Origin of the sequence: Krasilnikovia sp. MM14-A1004 (genome assembly GCF_047159485.1) — a bacterium.
Classification (GTDB): Bacteria; Actinomycetota; Actinomycetes; order Mycobacteriales; family Micromonosporaceae; genus Actinoplanes.
On the sequence record NZ_AP038773.1, the window covers coordinates 7,186,009 to 7,203,347 of the forward strand.

The 17,339-nt window shown below is 71.0% G+C and carries 16 protein-coding genes; 10 read left to right on the forward strand and 6 right to left on the reverse strand.

Going from position 1 to position 17,339, the window contains the following annotated elements:
* The first annotated feature begins 97 nt into the window (after window positions 1–97).
* The 4 genes from dnaK (at window position 98) to ACMCNN_RS31490 (ending at window position 4,328) form a co-directional block, all read left to right on the forward strand.
* The gene (dnaK, locus tag ACMCNN_RS31475) at window positions 98–1,972 is read left to right on the forward strand and encodes a molecular chaperone DnaK (RefSeq protein ID WP_412744070.1); all 1,875 of its coding nucleotides are present in this window, start codon (window positions 98–100) and stop codon (window positions 1,970–1,972) included.
* On the forward strand, window positions 1,969–2,589 hold the full coding sequence (grpE, locus tag ACMCNN_RS31480; protein ID WP_412744071.1) for a nucleotide exchange factor GrpE: 621 nt from the start codon (window positions 1,969–1,971) through the stop codon (window positions 2,587–2,589). Before dnaK ends, grpE begins: the two co-directional genes overlap by 4 nt.
* Before the next feature lie 64 nt (window positions 2,590–2,653).
* Window positions 2,654–3,841 (forward strand): molecular chaperone DnaJ, encoded by a 1,188-nt coding sequence (dnaJ, locus tag ACMCNN_RS31485; RefSeq protein ID WP_412744072.1) that lies wholly within the window; start codon window positions 2,654–2,656, stop codon window positions 3,839–3,841.
* 46 nt (window positions 3,842–3,887) lie between these two features.
* Window positions 3,888–4,328, forward strand: a complete 441-nt coding sequence (locus tag ACMCNN_RS31490; protein WP_412744073.1) for a heat shock protein transcriptional repressor HspR — start codon at window positions 3,888–3,890, stop codon at window positions 4,326–4,328.
* A gap of 159 nt (window positions 4,329–4,487) precedes the next feature.
* On the opposite strand, the gene ACMCNN_RS31495 is transcribed toward ACMCNN_RS31490, so the two are convergent.
* The 4 genes from ACMCNN_RS31495 to ACMCNN_RS31510 all read right to left on the reverse strand — a co-directional run bounded on the left by ACMCNN_RS31495 (window position 4,488) and on the right by ACMCNN_RS31510 (window position 9,049).
* Complete coding sequence (locus tag ACMCNN_RS31495) at window positions 4,488–4,934, reverse strand: hypothetical protein (protein ID WP_130509755.1); 447 nt, start codon at window positions 4,932–4,934, stop codon at window positions 4,488–4,490.
* Between the two features lie 196 nt (window positions 4,935–5,130).
* Entirely contained in the window at window positions 5,131–6,339 is a 1,209-nt protein-coding gene (locus ACMCNN_RS31500) for a cation:proton antiporter (protein WP_412744074.1), read from the reverse strand.
* 6 nt (window positions 6,340–6,345) lie between these two features.
* Entirely contained in the window at window positions 6,346–6,843 is a 498-nt protein-coding gene (locus ACMCNN_RS31505) for a cation:proton antiporter regulatory subunit (RefSeq protein ID WP_412744075.1), read from the reverse strand.
* Window positions 6,844–6,883: 40 nt separating this feature from the next.
* Entirely contained in the window at window positions 6,884–9,049 is a 2,166-nt protein-coding gene (locus ACMCNN_RS31510) for a sensor histidine kinase (protein ID WP_412744076.1), read from the reverse strand.
* A gap of 231 nt (window positions 9,050–9,280) precedes the next feature.
* Between ACMCNN_RS31510 and clpB the strand changes: the two genes are divergently transcribed.
* Window positions 9,281–11,872, forward strand: coding sequence for an ATP-dependent chaperone ClpB (gene clpB, locus ACMCNN_RS31515; RefSeq protein ID WP_412744077.1), 2,592 nt, complete (start codon window positions 9,281–9,283; stop codon window positions 11,870–11,872).
* A 52-nt stretch (window positions 11,873–11,924) separates the two neighbouring features.
* On the opposite strand, the gene ACMCNN_RS31520 is transcribed toward clpB, so the two are convergent.
* Window positions 11,925–12,101, reverse strand: coding sequence for a hypothetical protein (locus ACMCNN_RS31520; protein ID WP_412744078.1), 177 nt, complete (start codon window positions 12,099–12,101; stop codon window positions 11,925–11,927).
* A 397-nt stretch (window positions 12,102–12,498) separates the two neighbouring features.
* On the opposite strand from ACMCNN_RS31520, the gene ACMCNN_RS31525 reads away from it, so the two are divergent.
* The 5 genes from ACMCNN_RS31525 (at window position 12,499) to ACMCNN_RS31545 (ending at window position 16,420) form a co-directional block, all read left to right on the forward strand.
* Window positions 12,499–13,473, forward strand: a complete 975-nt coding sequence (locus ACMCNN_RS31525; RefSeq protein WP_412744079.1) for a hypothetical protein — start codon at window positions 12,499–12,501, stop codon at window positions 13,471–13,473.
* Window positions 13,474–13,694: 221 nt separating this feature from the next.
* A complete protein-coding gene (locus ACMCNN_RS31530) occupies window positions 13,695–14,444 on the forward strand; it encodes a hypothetical protein (protein ID WP_412744080.1) in 750 nt (249 codons plus the stop codon).
* 374 nt (window positions 14,445–14,818) lie between these two features.
* A complete protein-coding gene (locus ACMCNN_RS31535; RefSeq protein WP_412744081.1) occupies window positions 14,819–15,214 on the forward strand; it encodes a hypothetical protein in 396 nt (131 codons plus the stop codon).
* Between the two features lie 57 nt (window positions 15,215–15,271).
* Window positions 15,272–15,649, forward strand: coding sequence for an ArsR/SmtB family transcription factor (locus ACMCNN_RS31540; RefSeq protein ID WP_014440216.1), 378 nt, complete (start codon window positions 15,272–15,274; stop codon window positions 15,647–15,649).
* 99 nt (window positions 15,650–15,748) lie between these two features.
* Complete coding sequence (locus tag ACMCNN_RS31545; RefSeq protein WP_412744082.1) at window positions 15,749–16,420, forward strand: class II aldolase/adducin family protein; 672 nt, start codon at window positions 15,749–15,751, stop codon at window positions 16,418–16,420.
* Window positions 16,421–16,439: 19 nt separating this feature from the next.
* Here ACMCNN_RS31545 and ACMCNN_RS31550 read toward each other — a convergent pair whose 3' ends face one another.
* A complete protein-coding gene (locus ACMCNN_RS31550) occupies window positions 16,440–17,213 on the reverse strand; it encodes a DedA family protein (protein WP_412747348.1) in 774 nt (257 codons plus the stop codon).
* Between the last annotated feature and the right edge of the window lie 126 nt (window positions 17,214–17,339).

Genomic DNA, 17,339 nt, shown 5'->3' on the forward strand with positions numbered 1-17,339 from the left:
ATCATTGAGCCTGGTCCACTCAACTTGAGAGCGCATCCCTCGGGCGGCGCCCAACGGCCCGGGGACAACCAGGCCCGCAAGAAGCGAGGAAGCGAACATGGCACGTGCGGTCGGCATCGACCTCGGCACCACGAACTCCTGCGTCAGCGTTCTGGAGGGCGGCGAGCCCACCGTCATCGCGAACGCCGAGGGCTCCCGGACGACTCCGTCGATCGTCGCCTTCGCGCGCAACGGCGAGGTGCTCGTCGGTGAGGTCGCCAAGCGCCAGGCGGTGACGAACCCCGACCGGACCATCCGCTCGGTCAAGCGCGAGGTCGGCACCAACTGGTCCATCGACATCGACGGCAAGAAGTACACCCCGCAGGAGATCTCCGCGCGGGTGCTGATGAAGCTCAAGCGCGACAGCGAGGCCTACCTCGGCGAGACGGTCACCGACGCGGTGATCACCGTCCCGGCGTACTTCAACGACGCGCAGCGGCAGGCCACCAAGGAGGCCGGCGAGATCGCGGGCTTCAACGTCCTGCGCATCGTCAACGAGCCCACCGCCGCCGCCCTCGCGTACGGGCTGGACAAGGGTTCCAAGGAGCAGACCGTCCTGGTCTTCGACCTCGGCGGCGGCACCTTCGACGTCTCGCTGCTGGAGCTGGGCGAGGGCGTCATCGAGGTCAAGTCGACCTCCGGTGACAACCACCTGGGCGGCGACGACTGGGACCAGCGGATCATCGACCACCTGATCAAGACGTTCCGCGGCGAGCACGGCATCGACCTGGGCGCGGACAAGATGGCGCTGCAGCGACTGCGCGAGGCGGCCGAGAAGGCCAAGATCGAGCTGTCCGCCGCGACCACGACCAGCATCAACCTGCCGTACATCACGGCCGGGCCGTCGGGCCCGCTGCACCTGGACATGACGCTCAGCCGGGCCGAGTTCCAGCGCATGTCGCAGGACCTGCTGGACCGCTGCAAGGGCCCGTTCGAGCAGGCGATCAAGGACGCCGGGATCAAGGTCGCCAGCGTCGACCACGTGATCCTCGTCGGCGGCTCCACCCGGATGCCCGCGGTCAGCGACCTGGTCCGCCAGCTCACCGGCAAGGAGCCCAACAAGGGCGTGAACCCGGACGAGGTCGTCGCCGTCGGCGCCGCCCTGCAGGCCGGCGTGCTCAAGGGCGAGGTCAAGGACGTCCTGCTGCTCGACGTGACCCCGCTGTCGCTGGGCATCGAGACCAAGGGCGGCATCTTCACCAAGCTGATCGAGCGCAACACCACGATCCCGACCAAGCGTTCCGAGGTCTTCACCACGGCCGACGACAACCAGCCGTCCGTGCTGATCCAGGTCTTCCAGGGCGAGCGCGAGATCGCGGCGTACAACAAGAAGCTCGGCACGTTCGAGCTGACCGGCCTGCCGCCGGCGCCGCGCGGCGTGCCGCAGATCGAGGTCACCTTCGACATCGACGCGAACGGCATCGTGCACGTGGCCGCCAAGGACATGGGCACGGGCAAGGAGCAGAAGATGACGATCACCGGCGGCTCCGCGCTGCCGAAGGACGACATCGAGCGCATGATGCGCGACGCTCAGGACCACGCCGACGAGGACAAGAAGCGGCGCGAGGACGCGGAGACCCGCAACCTGGCCGAGCAGCTCCAGTGGCAGACCGAGAAGTTCCTCGCCGAGAGTGGCGACAAGCTGCCCGAGGACACCAAGGGCAAGATCAGTGATGCGCTCGGTGACCTGCGCAGCGCGCTCGGTGGCACGGACATCGACAAGATCAAGTCCGCGCACGAGGAGCTCGCCAAGGTCTCCCAGGAGGCCGGTTCGCTGCTCTACGCCCAGCAGAGCGAGCAGGGCGCCGAGGGTGCTGCGGGTGCCGGTGGCGCGCAGGACGGCCCCGGTGCGGGCGCGGGTGCGGCCGGTCCCGGTGCCGGCGGCGCCGACGACGTGGTGGACGCCGAGATCGTGGAGGACGACAAGAAGTGAGCACCGCGGACGACGAGAACGAACCTCAGGCGGCAGAGCGCGTCGTCATCCGCGACCGGCGCAAGATCGACCCGAGCGCGAAGGACTCCGCCGCCACGGCCGCCAAGGCCAAGGAGTCCAGCGGCGGGGGCGCCCACCGGGCCCCCGGTCAGGACGACGACGACAGCGCGGCGGGCGCCTTCGGCGCCGAGCTGACGGCGCTGCGTACAGAGCTGGAGGAGCGCACCCGCGACCTGCAGCGGGTGACCGCCGAGTACGCCAACTACCGCAAGCGGGTCGACCGCGACCGGGGGGCGGCGGCCGAGCAGACCATCGGTTCGGTGCTCACCTCCCTGCTGCCGGTGCTGGACGACCTCGACCGGGCCCGGGAACACGGCGACCTGGTCGGGCCGTTCGCGACAGTGGCGGAGGCGCTCACCGCCGCGCTCGGCAAGTACGGGCTCGCCGCCTTCGGTGAGAAGGGCGATCCCTTCGACCCGACGCGGCACGAGGCGGTGGCGCACCAGATGTCCGGGGACGTCACGGAGCCGACCTGCATCGAGGTCATGCGCCGCGGCTACACGCTGGGCGAGCGGCTGCTGCGTCCGGCGCTGGTCGCGGTTGCCGATCCCGCATGAGCAACAACGTTGTCCCGCCCGCCGAGAGGCGGGCGGGACCGTCGGGTTGGAGGGGGTGGACTAGATGAGTTCGAAGGACTGGCTGGAGAAGGACTTCTATGCCGTTCTCGGGGTGGGCAAGTCCGCCTCCGCCGACGAGATCAAGAAGGCCTACCGCAAGCTCGCCCGCGAGCTGCACCCCGACCGTAATCCGGGCAACCGGGAGGCCGAGGAGAAGTTCAAGGCGGCCTCCGAGGCCTACGACGTGCTGTCCGACGACAAGAAGCGCAAAGAGTACGACGAGATGCGCTCGCTGTTCGGCTCCGGCGCGTTCCGCCGCGGTGCCCGTCCGGGTGGGGCGCAGTTCGACCCGTCGGACCTGTTCGGCAACTTCGGCGGCGCCGGTGCACCCGGAGGCGCGGGCGACCGCCGGTTCGGCGGCGCCGGCTTCTCGGACATCTTCAGTTCGATCTTCTCGGGCGGCGGCGCCGGTGGTGGTCCCCGGCGCGGGCCGCAGCGCGGCCGTGACGTCGAGGCCGAGGTGACCCTCGACTTCGTGCACGCGGTGCAGGGCACCACGCTGCCGCTGACCCTGCGTTCGCCCGGGGTCTGCGACACCTGCCACGGCAACGGGGCCAAGCCCGGGACGATGCCCCGGACCTGCCCGGCCTGCCACGGCTCCGGCCTGATCTCCCGCAACCAGGGCTCGTTCAGCTTCTCGGAGCCCTGCCGGGAGTGCCAGGGCGCGGGCAGCATCGTCGACGTCAAGTGCCCCGAGTGCCGGGGCACCGGCGGGGTCACCAAGAACCGGACGATCAACGTACGCTTCCCCGCCGGGGTCGCGGACGGCCAGCGGATCCGGCTGTCCGGCCGCGGCGAGCCCGGCGAGCGCGGCGGTCCCGCCGGCGACCTGTACGTCCAGGTCAAGGTCCGCCCGGACGACCTGTTCGGGCGCAGCGGGGACGACCTCACGCTCACCGTGCCGATCACCATCGCCGAGGCGGTGCTCGGCACCGACCTGCCGGTACCCACGCTCGACGGCACGGTGACCCTGCGGGTGCCGCCGGGTACGCCGAGCGGCCGCAAGCTGCGGGCGCGCGGCAAGGGGGTCGCCCGGCGCGACGCCCCGGCCGGTGACCTGCTGGTCACGGTCGAGGTGCAGGTGCCCTCGACGATCTCCGACGAGGCGCGGGACGCGTTGGAGACGTTCGCCAAGCTCACCCCGCCCGCCGGACGTGAGCGCATCGAGGCGCGCCGGCGCCGCTTCGGATAGGACCGGAACAGCGGTTCGGTGAGGACCGGACAGCAGGAGGTGGCACATGTACGAAGAGGTCGAGATCTCGGTGGAACAGGCCTCCGACGCCAAGGTCCTGATCATCTCCGTGGCGGCCCGGCTCGCCGGGATGCACCCGCAGACCCTCCGGCAGTACGACCGGCTCGGGCTGGTGCAGCCCGGCCGGGCCGGCGGCGGCGGTCGCCGGTACAGCGAGCGCGACGTCGCGCTGCTGCGCGAGGTGCAGAAACTCAGTCAGGAAGAGGGCGTCAACCTCGCCGGCATCAAGCGGATCATCGGGCTGGAACAGCTCGTGGCCGACCTCCAGCAGCGGATGCTCGAGCTGCAGAGCCAGCTGGACGACGCGTACACGCGGATCGCGCAGCTGGAGGCGGTCGGGCCGTACCCGGGTCGGGACCTGGTCCGTCAGGACCGCCCGTCGACCGCCTTGGTGGTGTGGCGCCCGCGCCGCAGCTCGGACCGATAGACGCGATTCGGCGGCGGCCCCCGGTTCGGCCGGGGAGCCGCCGCCGTGTCGTCGCGCGGCGGAGCGCGGCATGGCCGAGTGCACGGAGCGCAGCGAGGGCCGCGAGGCCATGCCCAGGTGGCGGCGCCGCACGTGTGGTGCCGCCAGCGCGGCGGAGGTTCAGCGGCGGCCGAACAGGCCCAGTCGGCGCGGGTGCCGGACCAGTCCGCCCTCGATCCACTCCTGGTAGTCGAAGAGCTCCGGCCGGGTCATCAGCACCCGGCAGTTGTGCGCCCAGATCGACATCGGCTCGTCGCCGACCTCCTCGGCGCGCTCGACGTACTTCTTCAGCCGCCGCTTGCGCTGGCTCGACGCGTTCGGGCGTACGCCGTCCGCCGCGTAGATGTACATGCAGTGCAGCGCGAAGCGGCGCGCCGGGCACTGCCGGTCCATCGCCAGCTCGAACAGCGTCGGAGCAAGCACGTCGCCCGCGATGAGCAGATCCCAGTCGGGTGGCATCGCGTCCAGCGGAACGGCCTCCGGGTGGTAAGCCCAGGCCTGGATCTCCTCCGGCCGCGGATCGACCGGGTTGGCGAATCCGAAGAATGTCGACTCACGCACGCTCACGCCGCCGCCCTCGCCCTGCCCGTGTACCGCACGGCGCACTACGCCGTGAACTGCTTCATTAACAGGAAGTTGTCGCCGCGACACGTTAGCGCGACGAAACGGCGCTGCGGAAGGCCCTGGGATCACATTCCGGTACTGAGAAGTAGCGCGGAGCTGCGTATGGGCCGGAAAGGTCCGACTTTCGGGCCGCTGACGCTCAGTCGCCGGTCGGCAACGGCTTCGGCGGGCGCCGGGTCGCGCTCATCCGCCGCCGTACCGCCGCCTTGAACCACGCGTAGTCCGGCAGGCGGGCCAGCAGCGGTCCGCTGATGACCGTGATGAGCACGTACGCCGTGGCCAGCGGCGCCAGCCTCGGCTCCAGCCCCGAGGCGACGGCCAGCCCGGCGATGACGATGGAGAACTCGCCGCGGGGGATCAGCGCCAGCCCCGCGCGCAGCCGCCCGGGCAGGGCGATGCCGACCCGCCGCGCGGCCAGATAACCCGTCAGGACCTTCGTGGCCGCGGTCAGCACCGCCAGCCCGAACGCGGGCAGCAGCACGGCCGGCATGTCCGACGGGTTCGTGGAGAGCCCGAAGAACACGAAGAACACCGCCGCGAACAGGTCGCGCAGCGGCGTCAGGATCTCGGTGGCGTGGTGCGCGACCGGCCCGGACAGGGCGATGCCGACAAGGAACGCCCCCACGGCGGCCGAGACGTTCAGCCGGGCGGCCACCCCCGCCACGAACAGCGTCAGGCCCAGCACGCTGAGCAGCAGCGCCTCCGGGTCGCGGACGGACATGAAGCTGGAGATGGCGTTGCCGAACTTCAGCGCCACCAGCAGGACGGCGGCGACCGTGGCGACCGCGACGGCGAGCGCCTGCACGCCGCCGAAGATCCCCAGCCCGGCCAGCACGGCGGTGATCAGCGGCAGGTAGAAGGCCATCGCGAGGTCCTCGATGACCAGCACCGACAGGATCACCGGGGTCTCCCGGTTACCGAGCCGACCCAGGTCGCCCAGCACCTTGGCGATCACCCCGGACGAGGAGACCCAGGTGATGCCGCCCAGCACGACGGCGGCCTCCAGGCTCCAGCCGAGCAGCAGCGCGAAACCGATCCCCGGCAGGGCGTTGAGCGCGCCGTCGATGATCCCGGCGGGCGCGGCCGCGCGCAGGTTGCCGACCAGCTCGGTCGCCGAGTACTCCAGGCCCAGCATCACCAGCAGCAGCACGACGCCGATCTCGGCGCCGATCGAGATGAACTCCTCGCTGGCCGACAGCGGGATCAGGCCGCCGTGGCCGAAACACAACCCGGCCAGCAGGTACAGCGGGATCGGGGACAACCCCACCCGGCGGCCCAGCCGGCCGAGCATGCCGAGCGCGAAGAGCACCGCGCCGATCTCGACGAGCAGCACCGCCGTGTCGTGCACGACGCGTCAGCCGCCGTACTCGCCGGCCAGGATGGCGGTGACGCCGTCCAGGCCCTGGCGGGTGCCGACGACGACGACCACGTCGCCCGCCTCGAAGCTGAAGGACGGGCCGGGGGAGGCGATCACCTCGCGGTCGCGCAACACGGCCACGATCGAGGCTCCCGTACGGGTGCGGGCCCGGGTGTCGCCGAGGCGGTGACCCACGAACGCCGAGCCGGCCGGGATCGCCACCTGCTCGGTGAGCAGCCCCGCGGCCTGTTGGCGCAGGCCGGAGAGCTGACCCAGCATCAGCGACGCGCCGAGCACATCGGCCAGCGCCTCCGCCTCGTCGTCGGTGAGCGGGATCGAGGCGAGACTGGAGTCGGGATCGTCGACGTCGTAGAGGACCAGGTCGCGGCGGCCGTTGCGGTGCGAGACCACCCCGACCGTACGGCCGGACGACGTGACCAGGTCGTGCCGGACACCGATACCAGGCAGGGGGGTCTGTTCTACCCGTACGCGCACCCGACCACCGTAACCGAACGGGATGCGGCCGGTGGACGCCTCAGGCGCGGGCGGGCACCCGGCCGCCGGTTCGCGTCGGGGCGGTGGTGCTGGGCAGCGCGAGCGGGGGCTCGCCGACGGCCGGCGGCGGGTCGGCCGCGGGCAGCGTGAAGGTGAACCGGGCGCCGCCGCCGGGGTTGTCGTCGGCGGTGATGGTGCCGCCGTGGCGGGTGACGATCCGGTGGCAGATGGCGAGCCCGAGGCCGGTGCCGGTGTAGCCGCCGTCGGCGTGGGCGCGGTGGAAGTCGCCGAAGATGGCCTCGTGCTGCCCGGCCGGGATGCCGATGCCGTTGTCGGAGATGGTGACCGCGACGGTGTCGCCGAGGCGCGCGCTGGTGATCCGCAGATGGGGAGTGACACCGGGCGCGGTGTACTTGATCGCGTTGCCGATGAGGTTGTCCAGCAGCTGCCGGACCGCTCCCGCATCCGCCTGCACCGGATGGAGCCGGCCGAGGGCGACCTGCGGCGCCGGGCGTCCGGCGGCGACGGCCGCGTCGGCGCGGGCGGCGGCGACGTCACCGACCAGGCCGGTGAGTTCGACACGGGTGGGCGCGAGGTCGGCGTCGCGGGCGGCGGTGTACGCCAGCAGGTCGTTGATGAGCCCCCGCATGCGGATGGCGGCACGGGAGACCCGGCTGAGGCTGTCCCGGGAACGGTCGATCGCGGGCTGCTCGGCGTCGAGGGCGTCGGAGGCGAGCTCGGTCCAGCCCTCGACGGCGGTCAGCGGGCTCTGCAGGTCGTGCGCGACGGAGCCGGCGAAGTTGACGAGCAGGTCGCGGTGGCGGCGTTCCGCGGTGACGTCGTGGTACAGCACGACGGCACTGCGGCAACCCCGCCCGTTCGGCAGCGGGGTGGCGGTCACCTGCACGATCCGGGGGTCGTGGTCGCCGGGCTTGCGGACGAGCAGGTCGTCGCCCTCGACGTGGTCCCCGGCCAGGGCGCGGGTGTGCGGCAGTGCCTCGGTGGGCACCGGAGTGCCGTCGAGGCGGCGCAACCGCCGGTGCGCGTCGCCGACCACGCTGACCTCGCCCAGCAGGCGCACCGCGGCGCGGTTGCGCAGCACGACCCGGCCCCGGCCGTCGACGACGGAGAGGCCGTCGCCCATCGAGTCGATGATGGCGCTCATCAGCGCGGCGTGCTCGCGGGCCTGCTCACGCTGGTCCGCGAGCTCGCGGAACAGACCCGCGCGCTCGTCGCGTTCGAGGGCCAGGGCCAGGGCGGCAACCGCCACGATGGTGACGAGCAGGTGCGCGGTCACCGCGCGAAGGTAGGGGTCGGCGATGTCGGCCAGGGCGCCCTCCCCGTGCAGCGTGACGACGACCGTGGCCCCGGCGAGGACCAGGTTGTTGAGCACCACGAAACCGGTACGCAGGCGGATGGCGGCCCAGGCGGTCACGGCGATCAGCGGCAGCCCGTTGTCAGCCACGAACCCGATCAGGTAGGCGCCGGCGAAGCAGGTCGCCACGGTCAGGTACTCGCCCACGCGCCATCCCGGTATCGCCCGCAGGGCCCGGTCCGCGGAGCGCCACCAGCCGACGAGCGACCCGTGCCGCTGCCGGAAGGCGCTCACGGCGGGCCCGAACCACAGCCCGGCCACACCGATCAGGATCCCGCTGGCGATGTCGCGGGTGATCCACGAGATGAACGACGACCCGGTGAGCTGCCCGGTGACCAGCCATATCCCGGCCTGGCAGGTGGTCGCGCCCGCGATCACGGCGGCCACGGTCGTGCCCAGCACGTACCCCAGATCCCGGGGCGTGGACAGCCGCAGGTGCCCGCCGGCCCCCCACAGCGCCGGGCGGCACCGCGACAGCAGCGCCGTGAAGACGATGACCTGCACGAGGTTGGCCAGGGCGAGGGCCGCGCCGAGGGCGGGCTCAGCGCCGGTGAGCATGTTGCCGGCCAGGCCGATCGTGTACAGCGCCAGGCCGTCCACCCACCGCGCGCGTGCTCGCCGCTGGGCGCAGAACCACACGACGGCAACGCCGGCGGCGGGCCACAGCAGGGCCAGGTGATGGCCGCTGAGCACGGTCGTCCTTCCGGCGAGGAAGGCGGCCGCGTAGACGGCGGCGAACCCGGCCGTTCGCAGGAGCGAGACCCCGACGCTCATCCGGCCCACCGAATCCGGCACACCGGCCACACCGGCCCCGCCGGTTGCGGTACCCACCACGCGCACGCTGCCCTCCCCCCCAGTCCCGGGCAAATGTCCGACGTTCCTATCGGCGGGTCGTCCGAGCCGCTGAGGGCGGACCTGAGGAATTCTCCGCAGCTGTGGCGACGGTCACGGCACCCGCACGCCGTCACGTTGTCGGACTGGACGGCCGAGCTTAGGGTTGAGTGGAATACGCTCAAGTCTGCGGGCGCTGTACCCGGGCGGAATCACCGATCAGGGGAGCACATGAACGCCGAACGCCTCACCACCAAGAGCCGCGATGTGATCACCGGCGCGGTCGCCACCGCCAGTACGCGCGGGCACGCCTCGGTCGAACCGTGGCACCTGCTTCTGTCACTGCTGGACACCGGCGGCTCGACCGCCCCCGGCCTGCTGCGGGCGATCGGCGCGAACCCGGCCGACATCCGGCGCGTGGCCGTTCGCGCGGTGGAGCAGATCCCCTCCGCCCGCGGCGCCAGCATCGCCGAGCCCAGCCTGTCCCGCGAGTTCGTCAACGCCATCGGTGAGGCCGAGCTGATCGCCAAGCCGCTCGGCGACGAGTACGTCTCCACAGAGCACCTGCTGGCCGGGCTGGCCCGGGTGGGCGGCGCGGTCGGCAAGGCGCTGCGCGACGCCGGAGCCACCGAGGAGACGCTGGTCGCGGCGTTCCCGTCGGTGCGCGGCGGCGACCGGCGGGTGACGAACCAGGACCCGGAGCAGACGTACCAGGCGCTGGAGAAGTACAGCGTGGATCTCACGGCGCTGGCCCGCGAGGGCAAGATCGATCCGGTGATCGGGCGGGACGCGGAGATCCGCCGGGTCGTGCAGGTGCTGTCCCGGCGTACGAAGAACAATCCGGTCCTGATCGGTGAGCCCGGCGTCGGCAAGACCGCGATCGTCGAGGGCCTGGCCCAGCGGATCGTGGCCGGGGACGTGCCCGAGACGCTGCGCGACAAGAAGCTCGTCTCGCTCGACCTGGGCGCCATGGTCGCCGGTGCGCAGTACCGCGGCCAGTTCGAGGAGCGGCTCAAGAGCGTCCTGGAGGAGATCCGCAACTCCAACGGCCAGGTGGTCACGTTCCTCGACGAGCTGCACACGGTTGTCGGCGCCGGCAAGGGCGAGGGCTCGATGGACGCCGGCAACATGCTCAAGCCGATGCTGGCCCGCGGCGAGCTGCGCATGGTCGGCGCGACCACGCTGGACGAGTACCGCGAGCACATCGAGAAGGACCCCGCCCTGGAGCGGCGCTTCCAGCCCGTCGTGGTCGGCGAACCCACGGTCGAGGACACCATCGGCATCCTGCGCGGCCTCAAGGGCCGGTACGAAGCGCATCACCGCGTGCAGATCACCGACGCCGCGCTGGTCGCGGCCGCCAGCCTGTCGGACCGCTACATCAGCGACCGGTTCCTGCCGGACAAGGCCATCGACCTGATCGACGAGGCCGCCTCCCGGCTGCGCATGGAGATCGACTCCCGGCCGGTCGAGCTGGACCAGCTGCAGCGCCAGGTCGACCGGATGCGCGTCGAGCGGCTGGCCCTGGGCAAGGAGACCGACCCCGCGTCGGTCGCCCGCCTGGAGCGCCTGGAACGCGACCTGGCCGACCGGGAGGAGGAGCTGACCGCGCTGACCGCCCGCTGGGACCGCGAGCGCGGCGGCCTCAACCGGGTCGGCGAGCTGAAGAAGCGCCTCGACGAGGCCCGCGTCGAACTCGAACGCGCGCAGCGCGACGCCGAGTGGGAACGGGCGTCCCGGCTGCAGTACCAGGAGATTCCCGCCCTGGAGCTGGAGTTGGCCAGCGCGTCGGAGGCCGAGGACGAGGAGAAGGCCGAGCCGCCCATGGTCAAGGAGGAGGTCGGCGCGGACGACATCGCCGAGGTGATCTCCTCGTGGACCGGCATCCCGGCCGGCCGGATGATGGAGGGTGAGACCGCCAAGCTGCTGCGCATGGAGGACTCGCTCGGGGCCAAGGTGGTCGGTCAGCGTGAGGCCGTCGAGGCGGTCTCCGGTGCGGTGCGCCGGGCGCGGGCCGGCGTCGCCGACCCGGACCGGCCCACGGGCAGCTTCCTGTTCCTCGGTCCCACCGGCGTCGGCAAGACCGAGCTGGCCAAGGCACTCGCGGGGTTCCTCTTCGACGATGAGCGGGCCATGGTGCGCATCGACATGAGCGAGTACGGCGAGAAGCACTCCGTCGCCCGCCTCGTCGGCGCCCCGCCCGGATACGTCGGCTACGAGGAGGGCGGCCAGCTGACCGAGGCGGTGCGGCGTAGGCCGTACTCGGTGGTGTTGCTGGACGAGGTGGAGAAGGCCCACCCCGACGTGTTCGACGTGCTGCTGCAGGTCCTCGACGACGGGCGGCTCACCGATGGCCAGGGCCGTACTGTCGACTTCCGCAACGCCATCCTCGTGCTCACGTCCAATCTGGGCTCGTCGGTGATCTCCGACTTCACGCTCAGCGACGAGGAGCGCCGCGAGGAGGTCATGGCAACCGTCCGGTCGCACTTCAAGCCGGAGTTCCTCAACCGGCTCGACGACATCGTCGTGTTCCACTCGCTGACCGCGCAGGACCTGGCGGCCATCGTGGACATTCAGCTGGGCCGGTTGCGCAACCGGCTCTCGGACAGGCGGCTGAACCTGGAAGTGACGGACGCCGCTGTGCAGTGGCTCGGCGAGCACGGCTACGACCCGATCTACGGCGCCCGGCCGCTGCGGCGCCTGGTCCAGTCGGCGATCGGTGACGCTCTGGCGAAGGCGCTGCTGGCGGGTCAGATCGTGGACGGCGACACCGTTCAGGTCGATCTCACCGACGCCAAGGACGGCCTGTTGGTGAGCCGCGGCTGAGACCGTGGACGGACGAGGGCCCCGCCGGTGCGGCGGGGCCCTCGTACCCGAATCAGTTCTTCGGTTTTCCGCGCCGGTAGGCGTGGGTCATCAGGATGTCCGTGAGGGAGTGTTCGCCCTCGTCGGACCAGATCCGGATGCCGTCGCGGATCAGTTGGTAGCGGACGTCGGTGTATCGGGTTTTCGTGTCGTCATGGTGCACGACGGTCAGCGTGTCGGCGTGTGGCATGGGACTCACCGGTCCTTGTCAGGTCTGGGGCGGCCGCGGCGTGGACACGCGGCCGGCTTAATGGGGAAGGTGCCCGGATCCGGTCAGCCTGGGCCCCGGCGGTCTGTGGGCGGGGGCGGCGACCTGGTCGGACAACGGGCGCCGTCGAGGAGGTCTCCAGCCGACGAGGCGCCACGAGTACGCAGTTTACGGGTCGAGAGTTAACGCTGTCGCCCCTCGATCGAGCGATCCCGTGCACACCGGTCCGATTCGCTCCGTTGGCGTCCTTCGTTACGGTGCGCGAAACCACGGTCGCGGGCGTAGCGTCCGAACGGTACCGTCAGTGGATCAAGGAGGGATCTCTGTGGCCGTTCCCATGTATCCACAAGCGCCGGCGCCGAGGACTCGACCGACGCCCGTGACCATCTCCTCGTTCCTGCTGTACGCGACAGCGGGGCTGTCGCTGATCGGCGCCGTGATCACGCTCAGCAGCGCCGGCACGATGGCCGACGTCTACCGGGAGGCGTACCGGGGGACCGCGGCCGAGGGCACCGAGACCGTGGCCGTGGTGGCCAGCATCGTCGGGATCGTGGTGAACGTGCTGTTCGCCGTGGGTCTCGCCGTGCTGGCGATCTTCAACGGCAAGGGCCGCAACGGGTCCCGGATCACCACCTGGGTGCTCGGCGGCATCGCATTGTGCTGCAGCGGGGTGGGGTTGGCGGGTACGGCGCTGTCCAGCTCCCTGAACGTCGACACCGGTAACACCACCGGGCCCAGTGCGCGGGAGTTGGAGCGCCGGCTCCGCGAGGAACTGCCCTCCTGGTACACGCCGGTCACGACGATCCTCTCGGCGCTGACGCTGCTGACCCTGCTGGCCGCGCTGGTGCTGCTGGCCCTGCCCGCCTCGAACCCGTACTTCCGGGCCGCGCAGCCGGCGTGGGATCCGTCGCTGCCGTACCCGGCGTATCCGGGGTATCCGATGGCGCAGCCGCCCTATCCGGGCCAACCGCCCTATCCGGGTCAGTCGTCGTATCCCGCCCAGCCGATCTATCCCGGCCAGCCGATTCCGGGCCAGGCGTTCCCCGGCCAGCCGGTTTCAGGTCAGCCGGCTCCCGGTCAGCCGGCTCCCGGTCAGCCGCCGTATCCCGGACCGGTGACCGGTGCGGGATATCCCGGTCAGGTGCCCGATCCCGGTCCGGGTCAGCCGGTCGGCCAGACCCCGGATGCGACCCCGTCGCAGGAGCCGCCGGCACCCGGTGCGTCACCGGACGTGGCCGCACCGGAAGCCGGCGGGGAGTCGTCCTCCGCTGACGGTTCCGCTGCGGAGGGCCCGTCCGGGCCGCAGAGGGAGGAGCGTCCGGGGCCGCCAGCGGATCCCACCGCGCAGCCCTGAGCGCCGGTGGTCCTGAGCACCGGTGGCCCTGAGCGCCGGTGGTCCTGAACAGCGGTGGCCCTGAGCGCCGGTGGTCCTGAGCAGCGGTGGTCCTGCGCGCCAGCGGTCGTGAGCAGCGGCGGTTCCGGGCACCGGTGGCCCTGAGCACTGGAGGAAGGGCGGCGGCCGGGCCCGGCCACGGGTAGGTTCGTGGCGCAACGCATCACCCGGGGAGCCGTCACATGTCCTACCCAGTCTCACCGCCCTTCGCCGTGCCCGCGGCCCAGGGGGCTGTCCCGTCGCGCCGCCGGCCGGTGCCGGTGGCGCTCGCGGCGGTCCTGCTCGGCCTGATGGCTCTGGCCGGCCTCGCGTACGCGATCACGGCGATCGCGATCGCCCCGGGCGTCGTGACCCGGTTCCGCGATGCCGCCCATGGGGCCGCCGCCGCGGACGTCGACGGGTTCGTGTCCGTGGTGTGGATCGGGGCCGCGGTCGGCACGGCCGTCGCGGTGATCCTCTTCGCGCTGTGCGTGGTGCTGGCGCTCGGACTGCGCCGGGGCAGCAACGCGGCCCGGATCGGCACCTGGGTGGTGTGCGGTCTGGGGCTGCTGGCGGGGTGCGGTTCGCTGGTCACGGTGGGAGTGCAGCGCAGCGGCGACGGCGATCCGGGGTCGCTGGGCGCGGCACTGAGCGGCGCGTACCCGGACGGGTGGATCGGCCTCAACGTGGGTGTGGCGGTCGCCCAGATGGTGGGCTACCTGATCGTGGCGGTGCTGTTGCTGGCCGCGCCGGGGTCGTTCTTCGGCCGGGCCGGGGCGGCCACTGCCGGGGTGCCGGGCCACGGTTCACCGTACGGTCCCGGCGTGCTCGTCGGTCATGGCTCGCCGTATGGAAGTGGCGTGGTGGCCTATGGGGCTGGTTACCCGTCGGTTCCATCCATAACGCCCACGCCGGGGCAGGACGACGAATTCTGGTCGCGTCCGTCGAGTTGAGAGACCCAGGCATCGACGTTTGTGGGTCACCCGAACGGGTACCGTTTGACGCCGAAGGACACGGCTGAGCCGACTGTCCGGATGTCTTCTGCGGGCCTGCACGGGGTCGTTCCGCCCGCTGGACGGACAGATGTTTGTCAATGTTGTGTAAGTGCTGAGGATTTGATCTGAGGACGCTGGGTGCCGGCGGTTAACCCGGCGGTCGCACCAAGACCCGCTTTGAGCTGCCTCTATGGGTGCTGAAACTCTTTCGGTCGACGTTTAGTAAACAACACTTACAGATCGGGGGCGGCAATGCTGAGGGTCTATAGTTCCCTTTCGGCCCCGGCAGGGCGGTACGTTCCGTTTCCCATCCAGCCAGTACCCTCGATGTCATGGAAGCGCACCACGACCTGCGTAAATTCATCACTGAAACGACCGTCGCCCAGAGTCGTCGCGTGCTTTCATCGGGTCGTGCAGCGTTGTGTGACGGTGGCGATCCGGACAGTGCGACCAAGCACCACAGCGCGGTTGTACGAATGCGGAGTGTGTCGATCCATAGGGGCGCGGATCGACACATCGACAATGTGGGGCGTCTCACTCCCCCGGTGTGGATCGAGAGCCCGACAGCGATGGACAGCGACCAGACGGCTGCTGAGGCGTTGCAGGAGGCAGGGACCGAAGTCGGTGTCGAGGTAATGGTCGATCGGCGAACTGAAGCGACCGTCGCGGTCGCCGGCTTGGTGTACCGATCGGCTGACCCGACGACCGATCTCGGCCTTACGGCCTGAAAGTTAGCCGGTTCGTTCCTGCCCACATGCAGGAGAATCGATGCAGTTGGTGGAAGGATGGAGATCGTGGGAACTGCGTTGGCGGAAATGACAATGCCTCAGATCTCGCCGCTTGCCGGCGAGCCAATTGAACGTGCCGACGCCGAGCGTCTGGCGGGAGTGCTCAAAGCACTCGCCGACCCCGCGCGGCTGCGGCTGCTCAGCCTCATTCAGTCCGCAACGGACGGCGAGGCGTGCGTCTGTGACCTGACCGCCCCATTGGGTCTGTCGCAGCCGACCGTCAGCCACCACTTGCGGATCCTGACCGAGGCGGGTCTGCTGGAGCGTGAGAAGCGCGGCGTCTGGGCGTACTACCGCCTGGTGCCGACCGCCATCGCGACCATCGCCGACCTGCTGACCCCGCCGCGCAAGCGGGCCACGAAGAAGGCGCGCTGACCGGAAGCCGACGCCTGGCGTCACAGGAAACCAGCGTGACGCCAGGCTGGATTGCGAGACCTCCAACAAGTCCACCCCCGAGGACCCGAGGAGCTACCGGTGAACTACGTGCCTGGTGACCTGCGCGACCAACTGGCCCATGTGGGCTACGACGTCGTCCAGGCCGGCCTGGTCTGCGGATCGGGCGGCAACCTTTCCGCGCGCGAGCCCGACGACGACGCCTGCTGGGTCACCGGAGCCGGTGCCTGGCTCGACCGGCTCAGCCGGGTGACCTTCGCGGCCGTACGGATCTCCGACGGCTCACCCACAGTGATCGGCGCCGTCCCGTCCGGCGTCGCGCCTACCAGCGAACTTCCTCTGCACCTGGCGTTGTACCGGGCCCGGCCCGACGTGAACGCCATCGTCCACCTGCATCCGCAGACCGTGCTGCTGCTCGACGCGCTGGGCGAGCACGTGCGCCTGGTCACCACGGACCACGCGTTCTACCTGCGCCGGGTCGTCACGGTGCCGTTCCGCCTGCCGGGCGGCGGCGAACTCGCCGCACTGACCGCGGCCATGGCCGCCGACGGCACCGACTGCCTCGTGCTCAGCCAGCACGGCTGCGTGGTCATGGCCGACAGCGTCGAACTGGCCCACAAACGGGCCCGGAACCTGGAAGAGGCTGCGGCGCTGACCTACCGGGCGCTGGCCGCCGGGCGCTTGGACGGGCTCCGCGAGTGCCCCGACGAGTTCCTCGACCGCCTCGCCGGTTCGGCACCCGTGACCGTCTGACAACCTCCTGCCGGGCTTGTCAGGCCCGGTGGCTGCCCCGGTGGTGCGGGCGCTGCTCGTCCTCGTCGTCGCGAACCGACTCGGCCAGCCCGGCGATGCTCGCCGCCGCCACGACCCCGATCGCGGCCGCCGCTCCCGGATCCTCGGGGGCGGTGCCGTGGCGCTTGGCCCGGCGCTCGCGGATGATCTCGATGACGATCGGGAGCACAGAGATCGCGATGATCAGCGCGACCACGGGCAGGATGTAGTGGTCGATCTTGTCGCCGACCGCGTGCCAGATCTGGTCCGCCAGCAGGTAGCCCACCAGCAGGACGCCGTCGACCCAGAGGATGGCCCCGACGACGTTCCAGAGCAGGAACTTGCGCGCGGGCATGCCCAGGGTGCCCGCGACCGGGTTCAGGAACGTCCGGACGATCGGGATGAACCGCGCCAGCACCACGGCCTTCGCCGGGCCGAACTTCTCGAAGTAGTACTCGGCCTTCTCCACGTACTCCTTCTTGAAGAGCTTGGAGTTGGGCCGGTCGAACATCTGGCGGCCGTAGCGTGCTCCCAGCCAGTGACCGAACTGGGCGCCGGCGATCGCGCAGAGTGGCGCGCCGATCAGCAGGCCGGCGAGGGACAACCGGGTGCCCGAACCGAAGATCGAGTCGGCGACCGGGGACGCCGCGATCCCGGCCAGGAACAGCAGCGAGTCGCCCGGGAAGAAGAAGCCGACGAGCAGGCCGGTCTCCGCGAACAGGATCGCCAACACGCCGATCAGGCCGAAGGTCTGCAGCAGCTGCTTCGGGTCCATCGGGTTGAGGGCGAGTTGCTCCGACAGGGCACGGATGGTCACGCAGTGCAGGGTACCGGGACAGGCTGTGTACCCGCTGTGCTCCGACTGGGTGGCCCGGTCGGCCCACCCGGCCGAATGTGACGA